At 73.1% G+C, this 21,545-nt stretch carries 19 protein-coding genes; 7 read left to right on the top strand and 12 right to left on the bottom strand.

The window, feature by feature from the left end:
• Window positions 1-6 precede the first annotated feature (6 nt).
• From ACFPIJ_RS54510 to ACFPIJ_RS54490, 5 genes are all read right to left on the bottom strand, one after another.
• Window positions 7-2,340, bottom strand: a complete 2,334-nt coding sequence (locus ACFPIJ_RS54510) for a family 43 glycosylhydrolase (RefSeq protein WP_380127476.1) — start codon at window positions 2,338-2,340, stop codon at window positions 7-9.
• Window position 2,341: 1 nt separating this feature from the next.
• Window positions 2,342-4,327, bottom strand: coding sequence for a family 43 glycosylhydrolase (locus ACFPIJ_RS54505; RefSeq protein WP_380127475.1), 1,986 nt, complete (start codon window positions 4,325-4,327; stop codon window positions 2,342-2,344).
• A 292-nt stretch (window positions 4,328-4,619) separates the two neighbouring features.
• Entirely contained in the window at window positions 4,620-5,627 is a 1,008-nt protein-coding gene (locus tag ACFPIJ_RS54500) for an acyl-CoA dehydrogenase family protein (protein WP_380127474.1), read from the bottom strand.
• Window positions 5,628-5,638: 11 nt separating this feature from the next.
• A complete protein-coding gene (locus tag ACFPIJ_RS54495; protein ID WP_380127691.1) occupies window positions 5,639-6,022 on the bottom strand; it encodes a proprotein convertase P-domain-containing protein in 384 nt (127 codons plus the stop codon).
• 314 nt (window positions 6,023-6,336) lie between these two features.
• A complete protein-coding gene (locus tag ACFPIJ_RS54490) occupies window positions 6,337-6,819 on the bottom strand; it encodes a GNAT family N-acetyltransferase (RefSeq protein ID WP_380127473.1) in 483 nt (160 codons plus the stop codon).
• Between the two features lie 178 nt (window positions 6,820-6,997).
• Here ACFPIJ_RS54490 and ACFPIJ_RS54485 point away from each other — a divergent pair, with 178 nt between their 5' ends.
• Together ACFPIJ_RS54485 and yidD are read left to right on the top strand one after the other, a co-directional pair.
• On the top strand, window positions 6,998-7,771 hold the full coding sequence (locus ACFPIJ_RS54485) for a hypothetical protein (protein ID WP_380127472.1): 774 nt from the start codon (window positions 6,998-7,000) through the stop codon (window positions 7,769-7,771).
• 43 nt (window positions 7,772-7,814) lie between these two features.
• Window positions 7,815-8,216 carry a membrane protein insertion efficiency factor YidD gene (yidD, locus tag ACFPIJ_RS54480; protein ID WP_380127471.1) on the top strand — a complete coding sequence of 134 codons (402 nt, stop codon included), beginning with the start codon at window positions 7,815-7,817 and terminating at the stop codon, window positions 8,214-8,216.
• 624 nt (window positions 8,217-8,840) lie between these two features.
• Here the strand turns inward: yidD and ACFPIJ_RS54475 are convergent.
• Window positions 8,841-9,683, bottom strand: coding sequence for an SDR family NAD(P)-dependent oxidoreductase (locus ACFPIJ_RS54475; protein ID WP_380127470.1), 843 nt, complete (start codon window positions 9,681-9,683; stop codon window positions 8,841-8,843).
• A 104-nt stretch (window positions 9,684-9,787) separates the two neighbouring features.
• On the opposite strand from ACFPIJ_RS54475, the gene ACFPIJ_RS54470 reads away from it, so the two are divergent.
• Window positions 9,788-10,153: a winged helix-turn-helix transcriptional regulator gene (locus tag ACFPIJ_RS54470; protein ID WP_380127690.1), complete on the top strand. Its 366-nt coding sequence runs from the start codon at window positions 9,788-9,790 to the stop codon at window positions 10,151-10,153.
• Between the two features lie 56 nt (window positions 10,154-10,209).
• Here ACFPIJ_RS54470 and ACFPIJ_RS54465 read toward each other — a convergent pair whose 3' ends face one another.
• Genes ACFPIJ_RS54465 through ACFPIJ_RS54455 form a run of 3 tightly spaced genes read right to left on the bottom strand, consistent with a single transcriptional unit; the run spans window position 10,210 to window position 12,613 of the window.
• Window positions 10,210-10,983 (bottom strand): ABC transporter permease, encoded by a 774-nt coding sequence (locus ACFPIJ_RS54465; protein WP_380127469.1) that lies wholly within the window; start codon window positions 10,981-10,983, stop codon window positions 10,210-10,212.
• Window positions 10,980-11,915 (bottom strand): ATP-binding cassette domain-containing protein, encoded by a 936-nt coding sequence (locus ACFPIJ_RS54460; RefSeq protein ID WP_380127468.1) that lies wholly within the window; start codon window positions 11,913-11,915, stop codon window positions 10,980-10,982. The genes ACFPIJ_RS54465 and ACFPIJ_RS54460 overlap by 4 nt, the downstream gene beginning before the upstream one ends.
• A 29-nt stretch (window positions 11,916-11,944) precedes the next feature.
• Entirely contained in the window at window positions 11,945-12,613 is a 669-nt protein-coding gene (locus ACFPIJ_RS54455) for a DUF4097 family beta strand repeat-containing protein (protein WP_380127467.1), read from the bottom strand.
• 238 nt (window positions 12,614-12,851) lie between these two features.
• On the opposite strand from ACFPIJ_RS54455, the gene ACFPIJ_RS54450 reads away from it, so the two are divergent.
• From ACFPIJ_RS54450 to ACFPIJ_RS54435, 4 genes are all read left to right on the top strand, one after another.
• Window positions 12,852-13,424 carry a substrate-binding domain-containing protein gene (locus ACFPIJ_RS54450; RefSeq protein WP_380127689.1) on the top strand — a complete coding sequence of 191 codons (573 nt, stop codon included), beginning with the start codon at window positions 12,852-12,854 and terminating at the stop codon, window positions 13,422-13,424.
• 220 nt (window positions 13,425-13,644) lie between these two features.
• The gene (locus ACFPIJ_RS54445; protein ID WP_380127466.1) at window positions 13,645-15,075 is read left to right on the top strand and encodes a GTPase; all 1,431 of its coding nucleotides are present in this window, start codon (window positions 13,645-13,647) and stop codon (window positions 15,073-15,075) included.
• Window positions 15,076-15,085: 10 nt separating this feature from the next.
• Window positions 15,086-16,978, top strand: a complete 1,893-nt coding sequence (locus ACFPIJ_RS54440) for a dynamin family protein (protein ID WP_380127465.1) — start codon at window positions 15,086-15,088, stop codon at window positions 16,976-16,978.
• On the top strand, window positions 16,975-19,098 hold the full coding sequence (locus tag ACFPIJ_RS54435; RefSeq protein WP_380127464.1) for an Hsp70 family protein: 2,124 nt from the start codon (window positions 16,975-16,977) through the stop codon (window positions 19,096-19,098). The genes ACFPIJ_RS54440 and ACFPIJ_RS54435 overlap by 4 nt, the downstream gene beginning before the upstream one ends.
• 35 nt (window positions 19,099-19,133) lie before the next feature.
• On the opposite strand, the gene ACFPIJ_RS54430 is transcribed toward ACFPIJ_RS54435, so the two are convergent.
• Genes ACFPIJ_RS54430 through ACFPIJ_RS54420 form a run of 3 tightly spaced genes read right to left on the bottom strand, consistent with a single transcriptional unit; the run spans window position 19,134 to window position 21,386 of the window.
• A complete protein-coding gene (locus ACFPIJ_RS54430; RefSeq protein ID WP_380127463.1) occupies window positions 19,134-19,931 on the bottom strand; it encodes a phosphotransferase family protein in 798 nt (265 codons plus the stop codon).
• Window positions 19,932-19,983: 52 nt separating this feature from the next.
• The gene (locus ACFPIJ_RS54425; protein WP_380127462.1) at window positions 19,984-20,865 is read right to left on the bottom strand and encodes a hypothetical protein; all 882 of its coding nucleotides are present in this window, start codon (window positions 20,863-20,865) and stop codon (window positions 19,984-19,986) included.
• On the bottom strand, window positions 20,862-21,386 hold the full coding sequence (locus ACFPIJ_RS54420) for a SigE family RNA polymerase sigma factor (protein ID WP_380127461.1): 525 nt from the start codon (window positions 21,384-21,386) through the stop codon (window positions 20,862-20,864). The genes ACFPIJ_RS54425 and ACFPIJ_RS54420 overlap by 4 nt, the downstream gene beginning before the upstream one ends.
• Window positions 21,387-21,545 lie beyond the last annotated feature (159 nt).

The raw sequence follows: 21,545 nt of genomic DNA, 5'->3' as shown, positions 1-21,545 counted from the left end.
TGCCCGCTACGGGGTCAGGTAGCAGGACTTCACGACGCCGAACGCCGGGTCACCGCCGAACGCCGCCGCGGTGCACGCCGTGCCGCCGGTGAACGAGCGGTACGCGTACTGCCCGGCCGCACCGTAGGCCACCGTGCGGAAGCCGCCGAACGAGCACGTGCCGCCCTCGCCGGAGCACGCGGTGCCGAAGCCGGCCGGCGCGCCGCTGCGCACGTAGCAGCCCTTCACCACCCCGTCGATCGGGTCGCCGAACGTCGCGTTGTCGCAGGCGATCGAGCCGGTGTTCCACCGGGTGCCGAACGCGCCGCGGGCGCCGTAGATCACCCGCTGACCGCCGCTGACCGTGCACGTGCCGCCCTCACCGGCGCATGAGGTGTAACCGGCGGGCGCGCCGGCCGGGGGCAGGTAACACGCCTTGGCCACGCCCGGGATCGGGTCCACCCCGCCGAACGCCGCCAGGCTGCAGGCCGTGCCGCCGCTGAGCTTCCGGTGCACGAACGCGCCGTTCGCGCCGTAGGCCACCACGTTCGACCCGCTGAACGCGCAGTTGCCGCCCTCGCTCCCGCACTGGGTCCAGCCGCTCGGTCCGCCCAGCGGGGCGACGTAGCACGACTTGAGCACCCCCACCGCCGGGTCGCCGCCGAACGCCGCGATGCCGCACGCGGTGCTGCCCCCCGTCCTGTACGCGTAGGCGCCCGCGCCGTAGGCGACCCGGCGCGTTGCGGTGAAGGTGCAGGTGGCCCCTTCACCGGCGCAGCTGGTCCAGCCCGCGGGCAGCTCCTCGGACACCAGCGCCGGGGTGGCGCTGACCTCGGTGGAGAACTTGAGGTCCCGGCCGTTCTCGGCGGTGAACGAGCCGCCGGCGCTGGTGCTGTACGACTCGACGCCGCCCGCGTACGGGTTCCCGTCGTTGTACTCCCAGCCGTAGCAGCCGCTGGTGGTGGCGGAGTGCGCCCGGAGCAGGTACTGGTGCCCGGCGGTGACGGTGATGCCGGGTCGCGCGGTGATGCCGGCCGGCGCCCACGGCACGGCGTTCACCGCGAACGTGGACCGGCCCAGCAGCACGCCGCCGGCCGCGTCCACCACGTCGAGGAGCAGCGGGGCGTTGGGCTTGCCGCTCTGGAAGCTCGTGACCGAGGCCGCGGTGAGCGTGCCGGTGCGCGACGGCGTGAAGCTCTGCTGCCGCCACACGTTGCCGGCGATGTCGCAGTAGTGCCGGAACCCGTCGAAGCCGCTGCGCTGGTCGAGGTCCGGCGGGTTGAGGTAGGCGCCGCCGCTGCCCGGCAGGGAGATGGCGAACGAGTTGACGCACTGGATGTCCTGCAGCGTGCCGGCACCGTCGAACGTCATCGGCCCGATGTAGAGGTTGGCCAGGGATTCGTTGGGCGCCCGGTTGTTCCAGCGGTCGGCGACGAAGTAGTACCCGGTGCTGCCGTCGGCGTGCACGATCGGCAGGCTGGCCAGCGGCTGGCCGCCGCAGTTGGTGGCGTTGACGATCCGGGACCGCCAGCGCGGCTGCGGCTGGTTCTCGTTGAAGTTCCAGCCGTTCGGGTCGTACCACCGGCCGTTCCACGGGCCCAGCATCGAGGTCGCCGTCATCTCGCCGGTCTCGCCCGAGCAGTACGCACAGGTCGGGTCGGACATCAACGCGTGGTAGACGCCGTTGCGCTTGAAGACGGTGAACCCCTCGACGTTGCCCAGCCCGAGCCGGACGTACGCACCGGTGGTGTTGAGGTAGTCCGGGGTGAGCCGCTCCACGACCATGTCGGCGGTGTCGCCGGCGGGCACGGAGACGGTGTTGTGGATGACGTAGGCGGTGCCGTCGTCGTCCAGGTACAGCGCCTCGTCGACGGCGCCGCCGACCGCGAGGCTCGGGTCCGGCTGCCGGGTGAACAGACCGGTCGGCGTGCTGCTGGTGTAGACGAGGTAGTGCCCGCCGCCGTCGGCCCACAGCACGTACCGCGCGGTCGCCGCGTTGTAGATGACGTGCGGCCGGAAGCAGTACCCGCAGGCATCCGGGGCCACGACGTACCCGCGGTCGGTCCAGTGCACCAGGTCCGGCGAGCTGTACACCTTGAACCCGCAGAAGTTCGAGTTGTGCTGGTACTCGTACCCGCAGGCGTAGCTGGTGCCGTACAGGTAGAACGTGTTGCCGACCTGGATCAGCGAGCCGTCGTGCGCGTCGAGCGAGTTGCCGGCGACGTCGAACCGGCTGAGCTGGTTGCCGGCGGCGTCGCTGTTGACGATGGTCGTGGTGACGTCGGCGTGCGCCGGCCCGGCCACCACCGCCGCGACGAGGATGAGCAGGGCGGCGACGGCCACTCGCAGGCGACAGGTCATCTCAGGCCACCTTCAGCTCGGCGAGCTGCATCCGGTACAGCGGGTCGTTCGGGTTGGTGTTGCGCAGGCCGGTGCCGACCACGCGGACGTAGCGCGCGGTCTGCGTGCCGAAGTCGAAGTGCTGGGCGGTGGCGGCCGGCTTGGGGTAGCCGGTGCGGGCGGCGAGCACCGTCCACGTGGCACCGTCCACCGAGGACTGCACGGTGAAGTCGGCCGGGAAGCCCTCGCCGGCGTTCCCGGCGTCGCTGCGCGGGAGCAGGGTGACGCGGCTGATGGCCTTGACCCCACCGAGGTCCACGGAGACCCACTCGGTGTGGTTGACGTTCAGCGAGTTGGTGCTGCTCCAGCCCATCGAGGCCGGCGTGGAGGCGTCCTGGCCGTCGGTGAGCGCGGTGAGCCGCCAGCCGCAGCAGCCCTCGAACGAACTGCTCGCGGTGGCGGTCGCGGTGAGCGCGGGGTTGGTGGTGCCGATGGAGGTCTGGAACTTGACGGTGCGGTTGCTCTCGGCGCCGAACGATGCGCCGTTGTTGCTGCTGTACGCCTCGCCACCGCCCGGGTACGGCGCACCGTCGTGGTACTGCAGGCCGTAGCAGCCGGTGGTGGTGCTGGACGACACGACGATGGCGTACCGGGTGCCGGCGCTGACCGACAGTCCAGGATGGACGGTGATGTTCCGCGGTGACCAGCCGACCGCCGGGGCGGGCACCACGGTGGAGAACAGCGCACCGCCGGTCGGCCGGAACGCGGAGTCCGCGGTGTGGACGGCGATCCGCAGCCCGGCGTTCGGGTAGCCGCGCTGGAACGTGGTGTACGAGACGGCGCTCAGCGTGCCGGTGCGCGACGCCACGAACGACTGCGAGCGCTGGACGTTGCCGCCGACGTCGCAGTAGGTGCGGTAGCCGGAGACCCCGCCGTCCTGGTCCAGGTCGGCCGGGTGCACCTGGGTGCCGGCGGCGCCGCTGGTCAGGGTGATCGAAGCCGTTGCCGGGCAACCGATCGCATTGACCGAGCCGTCACCGGCGAAGCCGAGCGGTGCCCAGAAGAAGTTGGCGAGCGCCTCGTTCGGCGCGCCGTTGCTCCACAGGTCGCTGCCGTAGACGTAGGTGCCCTCGATGTCGGCGACGAAGGAGGGCTGGCCGCCGCAGGAGCCGGTGGTGAGCTTGGTGCCGGCCGACCACGGCCCGAGCGGCGAGGACGCCCGCTTCACCGAGGTGCCGGTGGTGCAGTAGCCGCAGTTCGGGTCGGAGTACGCCAGGTAGTAGCCGCTCCCCCGGCGGAACAGGGCCGGCGCCTCGGTGGCGGACTGGCCGAGGCGGACGTATGTGCCGGTGCCGGAGGTGTATGCGCTGTTGAGCCGCTCCACGACGATGTCGCCGCCGGTCCGCCAGTCGGTGTAGGCGAGGTAGCCGGTGCCGTCGTTGTCCACGAACACGTCATGGTCGCCGTTGTTCACGCCGGGCGGGATGCCGTTGTTGACGGCCAGCGTCGGGATCGCCTGCTCGGTGAACGGCCCGGTCGGCGTGGTGCTGGTGAAGACGTGGTAGCCGACGCCGATGTCGTACGTGTTGATCCACAGCACGTAGCGGGCGGTGGCGGCGTTGTAGACGACGTGCGGCCGGTAGCAGCCGAACGTGTTGCCGTTGCACCGGCTCTGCCAGGTGCTCGTGGTCGCGTCGAACAGCGCGCCGCGGTCGGTCCAGTGCACCAGGTCGGTCGACGAGTAGACCTTGAAGCCGCAGAACGGCGTGCCGCCCTGCTGCCAGCCGAAGCCGCAGTCGTAGGAGGTGCCGTAGAGGTAGTAGCTGCCGCCGGCGGCGAGCAGGTCGCCGTCGTGGGCGTCGACCGCGTTGCCGGCGGTGTCGAAGCGGGTGACCTGGTTGCCGGCGGCGTCGAAGTTGGTCACTGTCGTGGCGTAGGACGCGGCGGCGGGTTGCGCGCCGACGAGTATCGCCGTGGCGAAGACGAGCAGGGCGAGGACTTTGCGCATCGGTTTCCTCCGTGGCGGGCGGAGCTGATGAAACGTTTCAATACGTCAGGCGTATTCGAAAGCTAGGACCGGCCGACCGGCCTGTCAAGGGTGCCCGCGGGCGGGGCCTTCCGCACCGATCGCCATCGACCGGGATTGACGAGTTGTCTGGACGTGGCGATCCCCGCCGCCCGTGCCGCTACAGGCGGACGGTGGGGACGGGCTGGTCCAGCAGCACCGCGCCGGCGAGTTCCAGCACGTCGCTGCCGACCATCGCGTGCTGGGTGGCCGCGTGGACGTCCCGGAAGTGTCGCTAGAGCGGGCTCGACAGGAGCAGCGACGAGCCGCCCGCGGCGTCGTAGACCAGGTCCACGGCTCGCGCCGCGCTGCGGGTCGCGTGCGCGACGGCCAGCCGCAGCCGGGCCCGCTCGGCGGCGCCGATCTCCTCACCGGCGGTGACCCGGCGCCAGACCGACGCGATCTCCCCGGTCAGGAATGCCCGCCCGGCGCCGACCAGCGACTCGGCCTCCGCGAGCGCCATCCGCGCGGCCGGCTTGGCGGCCAGCACCTCCCCCGTCGCGGGATTGCGCTTGCCGGCGGCAAGCCGGGTGAACTCCGCCACGGCGGCGCGGGCAATGCCCAGCGACACCGCCCCGATGCCGAACGCCAGCAGCCCCGGCACCGGGAAGGCGAAGAGCGGCCCGGGGCGGGTCGCCGGCCGTTGGAGTGAGAAGGCCCGCTCGGCCGGCACGAAGACGTCGGCGGCCTCGATGTCGTGGCTGCCGGTGCCCCGCAGGCCGACCGCGTCCCAGGTGTCGTGCACGGTGACGTCGGCGGCGGGCAGGATGACGTGCAGCGGCTCCGGCTGCTCGCCGGTCATCAGTAGGCAATCACCGACCAGCCAGGTGGCCTGGCGGCTCGCGCTGGCGAACGGCCAGCGGCCGCTCACCCGGTAACCGCCGGGAGCCGCCACGGCCCGGCCGAGGGGGGCGGCCACCCCGGCGATGAGGAAGCGGGGGTCGGCGAGCAGTTCGGTGGCGGTGCTGTCGGCGAGACGGCCGAGTGCGATCCCGGTCGCGGCGCCGATCATGGCGCACCAGCCGGCCGACCCGTCGGCGTGGCCCAGCTCCTCGAAGATCTCGAACATGGTGATCGGGTCGGCCTCCCCGCCGCCTGCCGTCCGTGGCGCGGCGAGCCGGAACACCCCGAGCCCGGCGAGGTGCTGCACGAGGTCCTCGGGCAGGGACCGGTCGCGTTCGATCTGCTCGGCGGCGGCACGGATTGCCGGGGTGAGGGCACGAACCTCGTCGAGGATGGGCATCTGCCGCCTGCTCACTGTGGGATCGGTGGATAGGGGTGTGTACGTGGTGCCGTCCGGGCGAACAGGACCACGACCAGGTCACCGCGGAAGGTGTGGACGATGTGGACCTCGACCGTGCTCGTCGCGGACGCCTTGCCGACGCAGCCGGAGAACAGCAGGGTGCTGGCGGCCGTGTTCATGTCCGGGATCGGCACGTCGGTGTTGTTGGTGTTGGTGCACAGGGCCTGGCCGGGGACGTCCAGGGTGAGCCCCCAGTTGTTGATGTAGCCCACGTCGCCGGCATCGGCGTCCCGGACGCGCAGGCGCCAGACGCCGTCGCGGTCCTCGCTGGACAGGTTGACCGTGTAGGTCTGGTCGATGTGGTCGGCAGGCCCGCCGACCTGGTTGCTCAACACGTACAACGAGCCGTCCGGGGCAACCAGGTCACGACCAGGTCCCCACGGTACGAGTGCACGATCTGCACCAGGACCTGGCTCACCGGGGAGGCCTTGCCGACGCAGCCGGTGATCGTGAGGGTGCTTTCGGCGGTGCCCAGGTCGGGGACCGTCACATCGGTGTGGTTGGAGGCGGTGCAGGTCGACGCCGGTGGCCATCCGTGTGCCACGCCGCTGCGGGAGAAGACGGGCGGCGGCCTCGATCCGGACGTCAGGTCGCCGACACTCGAAAGCCGGTCCGGGGCGGACGCCTGCCCGCCCCGGACCGGCGATCGTCAGAGCTCCCGGTAGTAGACCGTGACGGGGAACGGGGTGCAGCCGAGGCGCTCGTACAGCGCCCGGGCCGGGGCGTGGAAGGCGTCGGCACCCGTGCCGATCTCCACCACCTCCGCGCCGTGGGTGCGCATGTCGGCGAAGGCGTGCTCACACAGGACGGTGGCCGTCCCGTGGCGGCGGTGCCCGGCGGCGACCGCGAGGTGCGAGACCGTGCCGTTGCGCCGGTCCGGGTCGACGCTCCACGCGACGTACCCTGCGATCGCACCGCCGGTCTCGGCCACCGCGACGTGCCTGTGCGCCTCCGGCTGGTGCAGCGCAGCGACCTGCGTGCGGTAGTCGCCGCGCCAGTCGCCGTGCTGGTTGGCGAAGACGACCTCGCCCACCGCGGGGCGGAAGGACTCCTCGTAGAACGGCCCGAACGTCGCGATGGTGAGCTCGACGAGCGGCGTCAGGTCATGCGGCAGGAACGAACGGATCAACATGGAATGGTGCCTTTCGGGCTGAGGTTGAGTACCGACAGGGGTCGGCCCACTCGCGCCCGGCAACGGCGACGAGCGGACCCTCAGCGACGGGTGCGACCGGCAGCGAAGCATTCCATGCCCCGCACAGTACCGAGCCGCGATGCCCCTGTCTCCCGGCTTTGTGCGGGAGACTGGCCGGATGACGCCTGCCGAGCCGCTCACGGTCGACGTGCCCGACGGGCTCGGTGTGGTCGAGGTGCTCGGCAACGACGCGGCCAGCGTGCTGTACCTGGCCGGGGCGCCGATCTGGGTGCACGCCTACGACAACCACGGCAGCGTGGGCGAACTCGCCGCCCGGGCCGGTGCCGCCGGCTGGGACGCGCCGCGCCCGGCCGAGCTGAGCGCGTTGCGGGACTGGCTCGCCGAGCCCGGCCTGATGGTGGAGCGCGGCAGGCGCGGCAAGTGGCCGGTGGACCGGGTGCACGGCCTGCGGATCGAGCCGCTGCTGCCGCTGCTGCGGTTGTTCTGCCGCGGCCGCTACCTGGTGTCGGCCAGGACGATGTCGCCGACCGTGACGGTGTTCGACCGGGTCGAGGCGGACTGGTTCGGCTGGTACCCGGCCTACGACGACGAGGACGAATACATCCTCGCCACCGACCGCTGGCCACCACCCGGCCTGGGCACCGTCGAGGAGCACCGGGCCAGGATCGCCCGCGGCATCCGGCCGGCCCTGGTCACCGCCGGGCCGCCCGGCGGTGCGGGCCGCTACCTGATCGACGGGCACCACAAGCTCGCCGCCTACCGCAAGGCCCGGGTCCGGCCCCTCGTCATCGACATCGTCCCGGCCGAACCCCGCCCGCTGCCCAAGGCCCTCTTCGAGGACCTCCTGCCACCGTCGGCCCGCGGCGAGTTCCGGCATGCCCTGAACGGCTGGTTCTCGGGTGGCCCGCTGCCGGACGGACCCGGCACCTGACCGCGAGGCGCAGGGGCGGCGCCGGCGCCCGGGGTTGTCTACGATGCCGACCATGGGTGTCGCTGAACCGCCGTTCGGCTGCGCAGGCGAATGCTGCGGCGATTGCCTCTCCATTGATCTGGTGCACGCGGTCGCCAAAGGGGCACTGCTCTGCGTGGGCGACCTCGCCGCAGCGGTGGTCCACCATCCACTGTGGATGCTGCGCGCGCTCACCGCACCGGCGAGCGCGGCCGGGCTTGCGGCGACGATGATCCGGCGGTATCAGACCGGGATCTCGGCCCACCGCCCGCCGCGCTGCCCGTTCACGCCCAGCTGCAGCAACTACGGCCTGGCGGCGTTCGAGACCCACGGGTTCCGGCGCGGGCTCGCCCTGACGGCCGGTCGGCTGTGGCGCTGCCGGGGTGGTGTCGCCTGGGGCACCCCGGACCCGGTGGCGGCGGCCTGACCGGGGCCGGAAGGCGACCGCCCGGACCGCAGATCACGGTCTGCGGGAGGAGCCGCGCCGGGCGGCCGGCCCGCCGGACGATCGCGCCGGCGACGAGCAGCAGCACACCGCTGACCACGATCGGGGCCACAGGCACCCCGGTGGTCGCGAGCCCGCCGACCGCGGCCGCACTGCCGACCCGCCGGGACGGGACCGGGTTGCGCACCTGGACCGTCACGGGCGCTGCGGGCGTCACGGGCGTCGTCAGGTCCGGCAATGTCGGTGTCGGAGTCGGTGTCGTCAGGTCCGGCGGGATCACCGGGTCGGCGGGGCTCCCCGGCGCACCCGGGTCGTTCGCCCACAGCACGAGGCTGCGCACCGTGGCGTCGGGTCCGACACCACGGGCCAGGTACGCGAAGGCGTCCACCGCGTCGTGCTCCGCCGGCACCGTCGTCTGCAGCCGGACCGTCCCGTCGGGTCCGACGGTGGGCGTGCCGAGCAGGTCGATCCGCACGCCGCCGGCGGACGCGCCGGCGTCGGCCTGCCCACTGGCGGGGGTGGCGTACAGGGCGAAGCGCACCGAGGAGTTCGGCGCGAACCCCCGCCCGGTCAGCGTGATCGGATGGGACCCGTCGCGGCCCGCCGTCAAGGTGTGTCGTCGGTGCCGGGTCCGGTGGCCCGGAGGAGTTCGGCGGTGACGGCGGCGAGGCGGGCGGCCGCGGCCGGGTCCAGGGTGGGCAGGTCGAGCGGCACCGACCGGCCGCGGTCGATTGCGGTCAGCGGGGCCGCCGGGGGCGCGTCGATCCAGTCGACGACCGGCCGCACGGACGCCTCGACGGGCCGGGCCGCGACCTTCGCCGCCACCCGGATCGCCGCCCGCAGCGGGGCGGGCAGCGGGCTCAGGTCGCCGCTGCGGGTGAAGCCCGGGTGGTAGAGCACGTAACGCGCCCGGGCGCCCGAGGTCGCGGCGAAGTCCACACCCAGCAGGTCGTTCGCACGGCCGGCCTGCAGCTGGGCGGTGATCATCCGGTATCGGCGGCGCAGTTGCAGGTCGTCCCACTGGATCGCGCCCTTGGTGATGCCGACCCCGGCCACGTTGACGATCACCGGGGCGGGCGCCCGGTCCAGCGCGTCCCGCAGGCCGTGACCGAGCAGGTGGCGGCTGAGGTAGTACAGCGCGAACGTGGCCTCCAGGCCGTCCACCGTCGAGACCCGGGCCGGCGTCGTCCGGTTGGCGAACAGCGCCAGCGCGTCGACGACCGGCCAGCGTTCCCGGACGGTGGCGATGACGCGTCGCGTGTCGGCGATGGACGTGAGGTCGGCCCGCAGGAACGTGATCCCGTCCGGCAGGGTCCGGCCCTTGTCGGGGTTGCTGCCGATGGCGACGACCCGGTCGCCGCGGGCGAGGCGGGCGAGCGCGAGGGCCCGCCCCATGCCGTCGGTGCCGCCGCTGACGACCGTCACGCGGCCGTTGGTTCCTGTGCTCACTCGGGCTCCTGGTTACGATCGGTGCGTACCCCCATCGTCAGTAACCGGTCCGGAACGCGGAAGAAGGCAGTTGCATGTCGGCAGGGAACACCGCTGTGCCCTCCATGCTCAGCACCCGCCTGCCGATGCCGGTGCCGGCGGCCGAGCACGAGCAGTGCCCGGTGACCGACGTCCTGCGCCGGGTCGGCGACAAGTGGACGGTGCTCGTGGTGGTCCTGCTCGGGCAGCGGCCGTTCCGGTTCAACGAGCTGCAGCGCGGCATCGAGGGGATCAGCCAGCGGATGCTGACCCGGACCCTGCGCGGCCTGGAGACCGACGGGCTGGTCCTGCGCACGGTCCATCCGACGGTGCCGCCGAGCGTCGAGTACCGGCTGACCCCGCTCGGCGAGAGCCTGCTCCACCCGCTGTCCGCGCTCGCCGACTGGGCGGTTGCCCACCAGCCGGAGATCGCGGCGGCCCGGGCCCGTTAGCCGGACACGGCAGGGCCGCCGGACCCGGAGGTCTGGCGGCCCTGGCCCGCGTGTGCTCAGGCCTTGTCGAAGGTGCGCTTGGCCCAGAGGTACGACACCGCGGCGATACCGGCGCACCACGCGACGGCGATGCCGCCGCTGTTGCCGATCGGGGTGCCCAGCAACAGCCCGCGGACGGTTTCCATGATCGGGGTGAAGGGCTGGTACTCGGCGAACCAGCGCAGGGCGGTGGGCATGGAGTCGGTGGGGACGAAGCCGCTGCCGAGGAAGGGCAGCAGGATCAGCGGCATGGGGGCGTTGCTGGCCGCCTCGGGGGTCTGGGCCTTCAGGCCGAGGGCGACCGCGAGCCAGGTGACGGCCACCGCGAACAGGGTGAGCAGCCCCGCCGCGGCCAGCCAATCGAGGATGCCGGCGGCCGGGCGGAAGCCGATCGCCAGGGCGATGCCGATGAGGACCGTCATGCCGAGCAGTTGCTGGATGACGCTGCCGACGACGTGCCCGGTGAGGACCGAGGCCCGGGAGATGCGCATGGTGCGGAAGCGGGCGACGATGCCCTCGGTCATGTCGGAGGAGACCATGACGGCGGTGCCGGTCGCGGCCGTGGCGACCGCCATGAGCAGGATGCCGGGAACGACGTAGTTGACGTAGGCGCTGCGGTCGCCGCCGAGCCCGGCGCCGAGTGTGCCGCCGAGGACGTAGACGAACAGCAGCAGGATGATGACGGGCGTGATGATGAGTTGCACGGTCATCGACGGGTACCGCAGCAGCCGCCGGAGCTGCCGCCGGACCATGGTCGAGGAGTCGCGTGCGGCGAGGGTGATGGTGCTCATCGGGTGGCCTCCTGCCGGCCGGTAAGGGTGAGGAAGACGTCGTCGAGGTCGGGGGTGTGCACGCTCAGGTCGTCGATGTCGATCGAGCGTTCGTCGAGGCGGGCGAGCAGCTCGCGGATCGCCCGGACCCCGCCGTCACTGGGCACCTGCAGGGTGAGCGCGTCCGGGTCGGCGATCCCCGCGCCGAGCAGTTGCCGGGCGGCGTCGAGCCGGACCTGGTCGGCGAAGGTGAGCGCGATGTGCCCGCCGGGGATGCGGCGCTTGAGTTCCTCCGCGGTGCCCTCGGCGATCAGCCGGCCGTGGTCGAGCACGGCGATGCGGTCGGCGAGCTGGTCGGCCTCCTCCAGGTACTGGGTGGTGAGGAAGATCGTGACGCCGGTCGCGACGAGGTCCCGCACGATCTGCCACATGGCGCGGCGGCTGCGCGGGTCGAGCCCGGTGGTGGGCTCGTCGAGGAAGATCAGGCGCGGGTCGCCGACCAGGGTCATCGCCAGGTCGAGCCGGCGCTGCATGCCGCCGGAGTAGGTGCTGGCGGGCCGGTCCGCCGCCTCGCCCAGGTCGAAGCGGTCGAGCAGCTCGGCGGCCTTGCGGGCGCCGTCCCGGCGGGACAGGTGCCAGAGCTCGGCCATGAGGAGCAGGTTCTCCTTGCCGGTGAGCAGCTTGTCGACGGCCGAGTACTGGCCGGTGACGCCGATCGCGCCGCGCACGTCGTCCGGGTGGCGGTCCAGGTCGTGTCCGGCGACCCGGACCGAGCCCCCGTCGGCCGGGACGAGCGTGGACAGGATCTGCACGGTGGTGGTCTTGCCCGCGCCGTTCGGCCCGAGCAGGGAGAAGATCGTTCCCTCGGCGACGGCGAGGTCGACGCCGTCGAGCACGACCTTGTCGCCGTAGGACTTTCGCAGGCCGTGCGCCTCGATGGCCAGGTTCGTCATGGCTGATACCTCTGTCGGTGTGGTTGCGGTCAGTTGCTGCGGGCGGTGATGTCGCCGTAGGCGCTGCTGGCGTGGATGGTGAGCTGAGCGGCCGCGCCGTCGGTGTTCTTGAGCGCGTTGCTGATCCGGCCGAACGCGGTGCCGGCGTCCAGCGAGGCGGAGACCCCGGCGGCCGCGCCGACCGTCACCCCGCCGGCCTCGGTGCGCAGCACGACCGAGCCCCGCACCGCCTCGGCGACGTGGATGTCGCCCTGGCCGACGGTGATCTCGGCGGGGCCGTTGAGCCGGCCGACGAAGATGTCGCCGGCCGTGGCGGTGAGCCGGACGCTGCCGGCCTCGTCGAGCTTGACCGGTCCGTACGCGCCCTCGAACGCGACGTCGCCGAACCGGCCGACGCCGCGGAACTCGGCGGCGGCCGCCTTGGCCTCGACCCGGGACCCGGCCGGCAGCTGCACCGTCACCTCGACGGACCCGGCCGCGCCGAGGATCCGGTACTTGGCCGGCAGCTCGACGTGCAGGACGCCGTCGCGGTAGTCGACCTTGGCCTGCTCGGCCGCCTGCACGTCGCGGCGCTTCGCGGGGTCCGCCGGCCGGATCTCGACCGTGGTGTCGGTCCGGTCGGCGGCGATGAGCTGGATACGCCCCGCGGGGATGTCGAGGACGGCGGCGATCGGGGCGGGAGTGGCGAACTGCTGCATCGTGAGCTCCTGTGTCTCGGTGTCTTGCCCGGTGTTTCGAACAATGGAAACGCTACGTTGCCTTTCCATTTTGGGCAACATACTCGTTGCGCACTGCGCTCATATTTGCAGGTCAAGACCTAATAATCGTTGCAACAGTTGTACACTCAATGCAACGTTGCGTTGCAATGGAGTACGATGAACGCCATGTCTACGACCTGGGAGCCCAGCATGCTGGCCCGGCGCGACCACCGCCGGCATCTCCGGCGCGCTGAAGCTGGGGCTGATGGGCCCGATGGCGCTGGTGCTGAGCGACGTCCTCCGCCGGTTCCAGGACCGCCACCCCGCCGCGCAGGTCCACGTGCGCGAGGTCCAGCCCCCGGATCCCCTCGTCCCGCTGCGCTCCGGTGAGGTGGATCTGGCGCTGCTCTGGCTCCCGGTGCGCGAGCCCGACCTGACCGTCGGGCCGGTCCTGCGCAGCACCGAGGTGCTGCTCATGGCAGGCGCCACGCACCCGCTCGCGGGGCGCGACTCGGTGTGCCTGGAGGACTTCGGCGACCACGCGGTCGTGGGCGGGGGTTCGATCCCCGCATACATGGAGGAGGTCCTCAACCCGTTCCACACCCCGTCCGGCCGTCCGGTCGCCCGCGGCCCGCGCGTCACCACGCTGCACGACGCACTGGCCGCCGTCGGGCGGGGCGGGTCGTCGCGGCCGTCACCAGCGACATCCCCGCGTACTACTCCTGGCCCAACCTGGTCTTCCTGCCCGTGCGCGACGCCGCACCGGTCGAGTGGGCCTTCGTCTGGCGCACCTCCGCCGAGAACCGGCTGATCCGCGCCTTCGTCGACCTGGCCGCAGCCGTGTTCTCGCCGCCGGGCGCGGCGCAGGTGTGACGCGGAGTCCGGAACCGCGGGGCCGACCGTTCACTGAGACGTGGCCGCAGCGGTGCTTGTCGTCAGCGGACGGGTCATCGATACTCATGCCCAGACGCCGTCGACATCGGGAGTGCCCGGGCATGGCCACACCGCCGGCTGAGCAACAGGTACGCGCGATGGCCCAACTGGTGCCTTCCTCGACTGTGGACCGGGCCGGCCAGGCCGTCGCCGACGCGCTCGCCGAGACGCTGGATGATCTCGCCCGGCCCATGCGCCTCGCGGTCACCGGCCAGCTCTCGCGCGGCAAGTCCACCCTGGTCAACGCGCTCACCCGGCTGCCGGTCGCGCCGACCGGCATCGACGAGGTCACCGCCGACTACCACGAGTTCCGGTTCGACGGCGTGAGCGTCCCTGCCGCCCCACCGCCGGGCGGGCGGCGGGGTCGGCTGCCGGCACTCGTCGTCTCCTCGGTCGCGGCCGAGCTGCCGGCGCCGCTCCGGCTGATCGACACACCCGGGCTGGGCAGCCCCCTCACCGACACCAAGGGCAATGCGGGCCTGCGCACGGACGCGGCGCTGCACCTGTTCGAGAACAACGTGCACCAGGACGACCAGGAGTACCTGCGTGGCCTGCTCGGCGGGGACGGCAGGGCGATGCTGCCGGCTCGGGTGCTCGCGGTGATCAGCTCCTGCGACCTGTCCTGGCCACCGGCGCCCGATCGGGCGGTGAACGGCGACCCGCTCACCTTCGACCCGCTGCGCGACCACGCCGAGCCGATCATCCGCCAGATCGGCCGCAACCCGCGGAGCCACGAGCTGTTCTTCGCGGTCCTGCCGGTGGCCGCGCTGGTCGCCGAGGGCGGCTGGGCGCTCACCGGCGACCAGATCGACGTGCTGGCCGAGCTGGCGAAGCGGCACGACGAGCCGACCCTCGCCGGGCAGCTGGCGAGCAAGGCCCGGTTCGTGGGCGCCGACATCGTGGCCGACGCGGCGACCCGGCGGGCGTTGCTGGAGCGGCTCGGGCTGTGGGGGATCCACGTGGCCTGCCAGTACCTGCGAGCGGCCGCTGCCACGGAGGCCGGGCTGCGCGAGCACCTGGACGAGCGCAGCGGGGTGGCCCGGCTGCGGGCCACCGTGGTCGGGCACTTCGTCGGCCGGCGGGGCGCCATCAAGCTGGAGTTGCACCTGCGCCAGATCGAGCGGCGGCTGGCCGAGGCCCGGGACGCCGCCCAGTTGCACGGCACCGCGATGCCCGCGCCGCTGGCCGAGGTGGCCGCCCGGGTCGAGTCGCTGCGGGCCGGCAACCTGGGGCTGAGCGAGCTGGCACTGGTCCAGCTGATCCACCGGCACCAGCATCGCGTGAGCGCGGCGGAGCAGGCGGAGCTGGCCGCGCTCACCGGCGGCGACGGCGTCGGCTGCGCGCCCCGCCTCGGCCTGCCGGCGGACGTCGGTGTCGCCCGGATGCTGGAGCGGGCCGTCGAGCTCAACCGGCGCTGGAACCAGCGCACCACCACCGTGCCGGCCCTCGCGCCGAGCGTGGTCCGGGCGTACGAGCGGCTGATCGCCCGGGTCGGCGAGGCCCGGGCACTGCTGGACAATCTTGACTGAGACGGGGCGCATGGCTGACGCGGAGCAGGAACTGGCCGAGCTTCGGGACACCGTCCTCGGGCTCGCCGGGCAGATCGAGGTCGTGGCCACGGACCAGGTCGGGCCGGCCGCCGGCGCGGCCGTGCGGGACGTGGCCGCCACCGTGCGCCGGCAGGAGTATTTCGTGGTCGTCTGCGGCGAGTTCAAGCGCGGCAAGTCCAGCCTGCTCAACGCGATCATCGGGCGGCCACAGCTGTTCCCGACCGGCGAGACGCTGACCACGGCCACCCTCATGACGGTCCGCTGGGGGCCGCAGGCCCGGGCCGTCGCCCACATCCGCACGGCGGACGGCGACGAGATCGAGGAGGAGGTCGGGCTCGACGACCTCACGCGATACGTCTCCACGGCCGGCGGCAGCGAGGCGCACCGGGTCGGCCGGGTCGACGTGCGGCTGCCGGACCCCCGCCTCGAGTCCGGCGTCGTCTTCGTCGACACCCCGGGGATCGGCGGCATCGACGAGATGCACGCCACGATCACCGAGACGCAGCTGCCGGAGGCCGACGCGGTGGTCCTGGTGCTGTCGGCGCTGCGACCGGCCACGGTCGGCGAGCTGGACTTCGCCCAGCGGGCCCTGGCCACCGAGCCGGCCACCATCATCGCGCTGACCATGGCCGACAAGGTCATCGACGTCACCGACCGGGTGGACCGGGCCCGCGAGCGGCTGGCCACCTACCTGAACCTGCCGCCCGGCGACCTCACCGTGCTGCCGGTCTCCTCGACCGACGCCTGGGCCGCCCGCCGGGCCGGCGACGAGGCCCGGCTGGCCGCGTCCGGGCTGCCCGAGCTCGAGCACCGGATCTGGACCACGCTGCTGAGCCAGGCGGTCGCCCGCCGGCTGCGCGGCGCCGTCGACGCCCTGCTGCGGCGGCTCGCCGAGGCCAGCGCCCCGATCGCCAGCGAACTCACCGCGCTGGCCGGACCGGCCGAGCTCGAGCAGGTCCTGGCCGAACTCGACGAGGACGAGCGGCGGGCGATCGACGCCCGCCACGAACTGGCTGACGAGGGCAGGTTCCAGCGGGAGTTCACCGACCGGGTCGACGGGATCGAACAGATCTTCCGGGACCGGATCGACGAGGTGATCCAGCGGATCGAGGCGGCCACTGCCGAGGACGCCACGCCACCCACCCCGCAGCAGCTGGAGCTGCTGGCCCGCACCGCCACCGTCGCCGGACCGCAGGCGTTCGCGGCGCTCAAGGCGGGCGTCGGCGCGCTGGCCGCGGACTGGGAGGGCCGGATCAAGTCCCGGCTGCGGGTGCTCGACCTCAGCCCGCAGGACGGGCTGCGGGTGCCGCCGCCGCCCCGGCCGGTCCGCGAACGCCCGGAATTCTCCGAGACCGTCGCCAGCGGGGCGCAGGCGGCCGGCACCACCAGCGCCGCAGTCACCGCGTTCACCACCGCCGTCGGGACGCTGATCGGCGGGCCCACCGGCGCCGTGTTCGGCGCGCTGACCGGCGCGGTAACCGGCCTCGCCAGCTTCTTCGGCGGGGTCCTCGACCAGATCCGCCGGACCAACGCCCGGGCTCAGGCGCGCCAGCTACGGGACTATCGCGAGCAGGTGCTCACCTCGCTGCGCGACCACCGCAGCAACACCCTGAGCCTGCTGGAGGAGACCCGGCAGCGGCTCCTGCAGAACCTCAAACTCCAGCTGCGCACCCTCAACCGGTCGCAGCTGGAGGCCATCGACCAGGCCCGGCAACGGGTCCAGGCGTCGGCGCGGGCCACCGCCGAGCGCAAGGCCGCCCGCGCGGAGGTCCTGCGCGGGCAGCACGACCTGATCGCCGGGCACGCCGCCGGCCTGCATGCGGTGGCCCGCACCCTGGCCGAGGTCGGGGCACGGGTCCGGCCCGGGGCAGGTGCACCGTGACCGCCGGCGCACCGCCGAACGACCCGGCCCTGGTCTACGGCATCGACCTCGGGGGCTGGAACTGCACCGTCGCGATCGCACGCGTCGACGGCCCCACCGTTGAGCAGCTCGCCACCCGCGTCGTGCCGGCGGCCGTCGGGGTCACCGAGGACGGCCGGCGCCTGGCGGGCCGGCCCGCCCAGGAAGCGCTCCAGCACGACCCCGCCCGATACCGGCGCGGGCTGATGGAGGCGTTCGGGCAGCGCGAGGCGGTCTGGCTGAGTGATGCACCGGTGGCCGTGGACGAGCTGATGGCGCTCCTGCTGGGCGAGCTGCGCACGGCTGCGCTGGCGGCGCTTCCGGATGCCCCGGACCGGGTGGCCATCGCGGTGCCGTCCGGCTGGGCCGACGCCCGCCGCCAGGCCCTCCTGGCGGCCGCCGCAGCCGCCGGCTTCGACCCGTCGTCAACCGTGCTGGTCGACCGGGCGGTGGCCGCCGCCACGCCGGCGACCGCCGGACTCGCCGGTGACAAACAGCGCCACCTGCTCGTCTACGACCTGGGCGCGAGCACCTTCACGGCGAGCCTCCTGCGGCGCACCACCACCGGCCGGCTCCTCCAGCTCGGCCAGGAGGCCATCCGCACCGACCTCGGCGCCGGCGCCGGAGACCAGGAACTGCTGACCGCACTGGCGGACCGGTCACCGCAGGTCGCCGAGCTGCTGGACCGCCCGGACCCGGATGCCGACGAGCGGCACCGCATCGCCGGCTTGCACGCACTCGCCGAAACGGTGAAGCACCGGCTCAGCACCCACGACCACGCCGACACCTACGTGACGCTGGTCCGGCCGGGCTTCACCTTCGAGGCGGAGCGCGGCGCGTTCGAGGAGACCATCCGGCTCGTCGTCGCGGCGACCGTGGACACCTGCACGGACCTGCTCGACCGGCACGACCTGTCGTGGTCCGCCGTGGACGTGGTGGTCCTGTGCGGCGGCGGAGCGAACCTGCCGCTGGTGACCCGGGGACTGGCCGGTCGCGGGCGCGGCGTCGACGCACCGGCCCAGCCGGAGCTGACGGTGGCCCGCGGCGCCGCGGTCCATGCGGCACGGCAGATCCAGGCGGTCCTCGATCGGCGGCGGGCAGCGCTCGAGGTGGACGCCCGCGCGATACCGACGACCGGCCGCCTGCCGAACCCGCGGCCCGCGCCGGGGATGTTCATGGCCGCCGTGACGGCGTGGCTGGTCTGGGCGGCGTCGGGCGGCTGGTTCACCTACACCCACTGGCACGGCGGGTGGGCGTGGGCGACGTTGGGCGTCGGCGCGCTCATGCTGGTGCTGATCGCCGCCGGCTTCGTCGCCATGTCCGACACCGCGGTCGGCACATCTGTGGCCGCGTGCACCGTCGTCGGCGCCGTCCACCTGGTCACCCTGGTCGTCTGCGCCTGGCGGGCCCTGTTCACCGACGCCCCCGTCGGGTGGGTCCCGTTCGTCGGCACGGCCGTCGGCCTCGCTGCCGTCTTCTGCTTCGGCACGGCCGCCATCCTCGTCATCGACGAGATCCCCGACCACCGCTCGGTGCACACGTGGACGGCGGAGCAGCGCCGGCTGGGCCGGTCGGTGATCGAGGATCGGGCGTCCGGCGTCAAGCCGGTGCCGGACCTGGCGTCACGGCTCCTCGCCGGGCACGTGGCGGCACGCGCGTTCCGCCCGGCCGACGGGCCGTTCGACGTCGCCGTCGTCCAGGGCCGCACGCTGCTGCTCGGCTCGACCGAGCCGGAGTCCCGGCCGACCGCCGACGCCATCGAGGCCGCGATCGGCAGCTACCTCGGCATGCCCGAGTCGGTGCCGGCGCTGGAGCGCGAGATCAGGCCGCGGTTCGTCGAACGGCAGATCAACGTGCACTGCTTCCTGGTGGGCGAGCTGTCCGCGGCGGCCGAGACATACGCCCAGGAGGTCACGAAAACGCTGCAGGCCGCCACCATGGCCACCCGGAAGGACGGGTGGCCGACGATCACCGTCACGCTGGCCGTGGTGGCCGGTGGCGACCTGACGACCCGGATGGCCCGGTTGCTCGAACGCGCCGACCGGGAGTACTACCTGCCCCTCCTGGAGCGCGCCGCCGAAGCGGCCGGCCTGCGCAGCTGAGGTTGTCCGGCGGAGGCGTGCGGCGGACCGCAGGGTCAGCCGGTTCCGAGCCGGCGGCGCCACTGGTCGCGAAGCGCGTCGAGGCCGGCCGGGCAGGGCAGGCCGCGATGGATGCGGACCTCGCGGCACAGCAGCAGGCCGAGGTTGACCGTGAACGCCTCCCGCAGCGCGGCCGTCTCGGCCAGAATCGCGGTGGCGAGGGACGGGCTGCCGGTGACGCCGGTGACGAAGAGGACGGCCCAGTCGTATCCGGGCAGGCGCGGACCGGCCAGCTCCCAGTCGACGAGCGCGGCGCCGCCTTCGTGCAGCAGGACGTTGGTGGGGATGGGGTCGCCGTGCGCGAACGTGCGGGCCGGGCCGAGCCGCTCGATGAGCCGGTGCAGCTCGGCGCGCTCGGGTTCGCTCAGCAGCCCCGCGGCGAATTCCGCCTCGACCTTGAGGCGCGGGTCCGGCGCCTCCTCCACACCGCCGCCCAGCGCCGTTTCCGCGCCGCCCGGCGGGGTCCAGGTCGCGACGGCGGCCACCGCGGCACGGACTGCGGCGACGGTGGCCGGCGGGAGGTCGGCGTCGAGGTGGCGGCGGTCGTGCAGCCGTGCCCCGGGCAGCCGGGTGAACACCGTGGTCCGCTCCCCGGCGAACAGCACCTCCGGGACGGGGAACCCGGGCGGCCACGCGGCGAAGGCGGCGTGGACGGCCAGCTCCCGCGACCGGCACCGCACCCAGTACGGGTCGTCGGTGGTGATCGTCTTGATCACGACGGGCGCACCGGCCGCGGTGGTGCCGGCGCTCACGACCGACTTGTCGGTCCGGTGCAGCAGCTCCCCCACCCGCATGGGCGTCATCGTCGCAGGTCCGGCGTGCGCGCCCGCCGAACCTGCGATCGGATCAGTTCGCCGGCACGACGTCGGTGGGGCGCTCGACGTGGACCGGCAGCCCGTAGTCGGACAGTTCGAGCGTGGTGTGCACGGTGCCGGTGTCGAGGCGGCCCTTCGCCGTCGTCTGCCAGGTGCTGACGAGGGTCACCTTCGCGATGCGGCCGTCGGCGTTGAGCGTCACCTCGCCGGCGTTGGTGCTCGAGTCCAGCTCGTGCTGCGTCGAGTAGGTGAAGTGCAGGGTGCCGCCGGGGTCCTGCGTGATGGTCGCGTTCACCTGCTCCAGTGCCTTCACCAGCGCCGCCGGATCGGGCGCCGCCGCGCTGAGGAGGCTGTTCTCGCCGAACAGCGACAGGCGGTCGTACCTGCCCGGATACTGGCCGTAGCGGCCGTACTTCTCGCCGGGCCCCTTGTCCGGGGGCAGCGGGGCGAGCGGCGCCTCGGCGCCCATGTACCGGGTGCCGTCGATCAGCAGCTCGACGGCGACCGAGTCGTCCCTGGAGTTGCTGACGCGCCCGGTGGCGGTCAGCGGGTCGAAGGCTCCCTCGTAGACGTCGAACACCTCCCCCGCCGGGTTGGTCATCGTCAGCTTCATCCGGTAGCTGATGTTGTCGCTGGCCGCGGCGGCCTTCTGCAGCCGCAGCGAGGCCGGCGCCCCGGCCTGCACCGCGGGCGGATCCTGGGTGGCGCGGCCGCCGGTGCCACCGGCCGTCAGCCCGACGGCGAGGACCCCGGCGAGACCGGCGACGCCCAGTGCGTATCCGGTGCGGATCACGGCCACGCGGCGCCGGTGCCGGCGGGTCGCCCGCCCGAGCACGGCGGCGCCGTCGACGGTCAGGTCCGTGACGTGCTCGTGCATGCCGGCCGCGAGCTGCTCTTCAAGGTTGATGCTCATCGTTGCGCTCCACTGGAGATGGGAAATGGCTGGAGGTCCCAGGTCGCGGTGAGCTCGCGGAGGCGGGACAGGCCCCGCGAGGCGGTTGACTTGACGGTGCCCACCGAGCAGCCGAGGACCTCGGCGGCCTCGGCCTCGCTGAGCTGCTCCCAGTAGCGCAGCACCAGCACCGCACGCTGCCGCGGCGGCAACTGCGCGAGCGCCTGCATCAGCGTCTGCCGCAGCGCGACGGTGTCGGTCGCGTCGGGCTGCCCCTGCGGCTCCGCGTGCACGAACACCTCGGGCCGCCGCCGGCGCACCCGCCACTGATCGACGGCGAGGTGATACATGGTGCGTCGCAGATATCTCTCGCGGTCCTCACGGACCCGCCCCCACGAGCGCATCAGCCGCTCCAGCGCGCCCTGCAGCAGGTCCTCCCCCGCCGCACGGCTGCCGGTGAGCAGCACCGCCGTGGCGAGCAGCGCGCTGCCACGCTCCGCGACGAGGGCGTCGAGGCCATCGAAGCTGCGTTTCCAGAACACGGGCTCTCCTTTCGTCGCGGTCAAGACGACGGCACCACCCGGAAGGTTGAGTGCCCCACCGACAAACCATTGGCACCCATCAGGTAAGGTTGAGAAACCGACGCGGGGTGGAGCAGCTCGGTAGCTCGCTGGGCTCATAACCCAGAGGTCGCAGGTTCA

The sequence above is a fragment of the Dactylosporangium cerinum genome (assembly GCF_042653625.1).
GTDB classification, from domain to species: domain Bacteria; phylum Actinomycetota; class Actinomycetes; order Mycobacteriales; family Micromonosporaceae; genus Dactylosporangium; species Dactylosporangium cerinum.
Note: the sequence above shows the minus strand (reverse complement) of the source record. Positions and strands in the feature narration are given on the sequence as shown.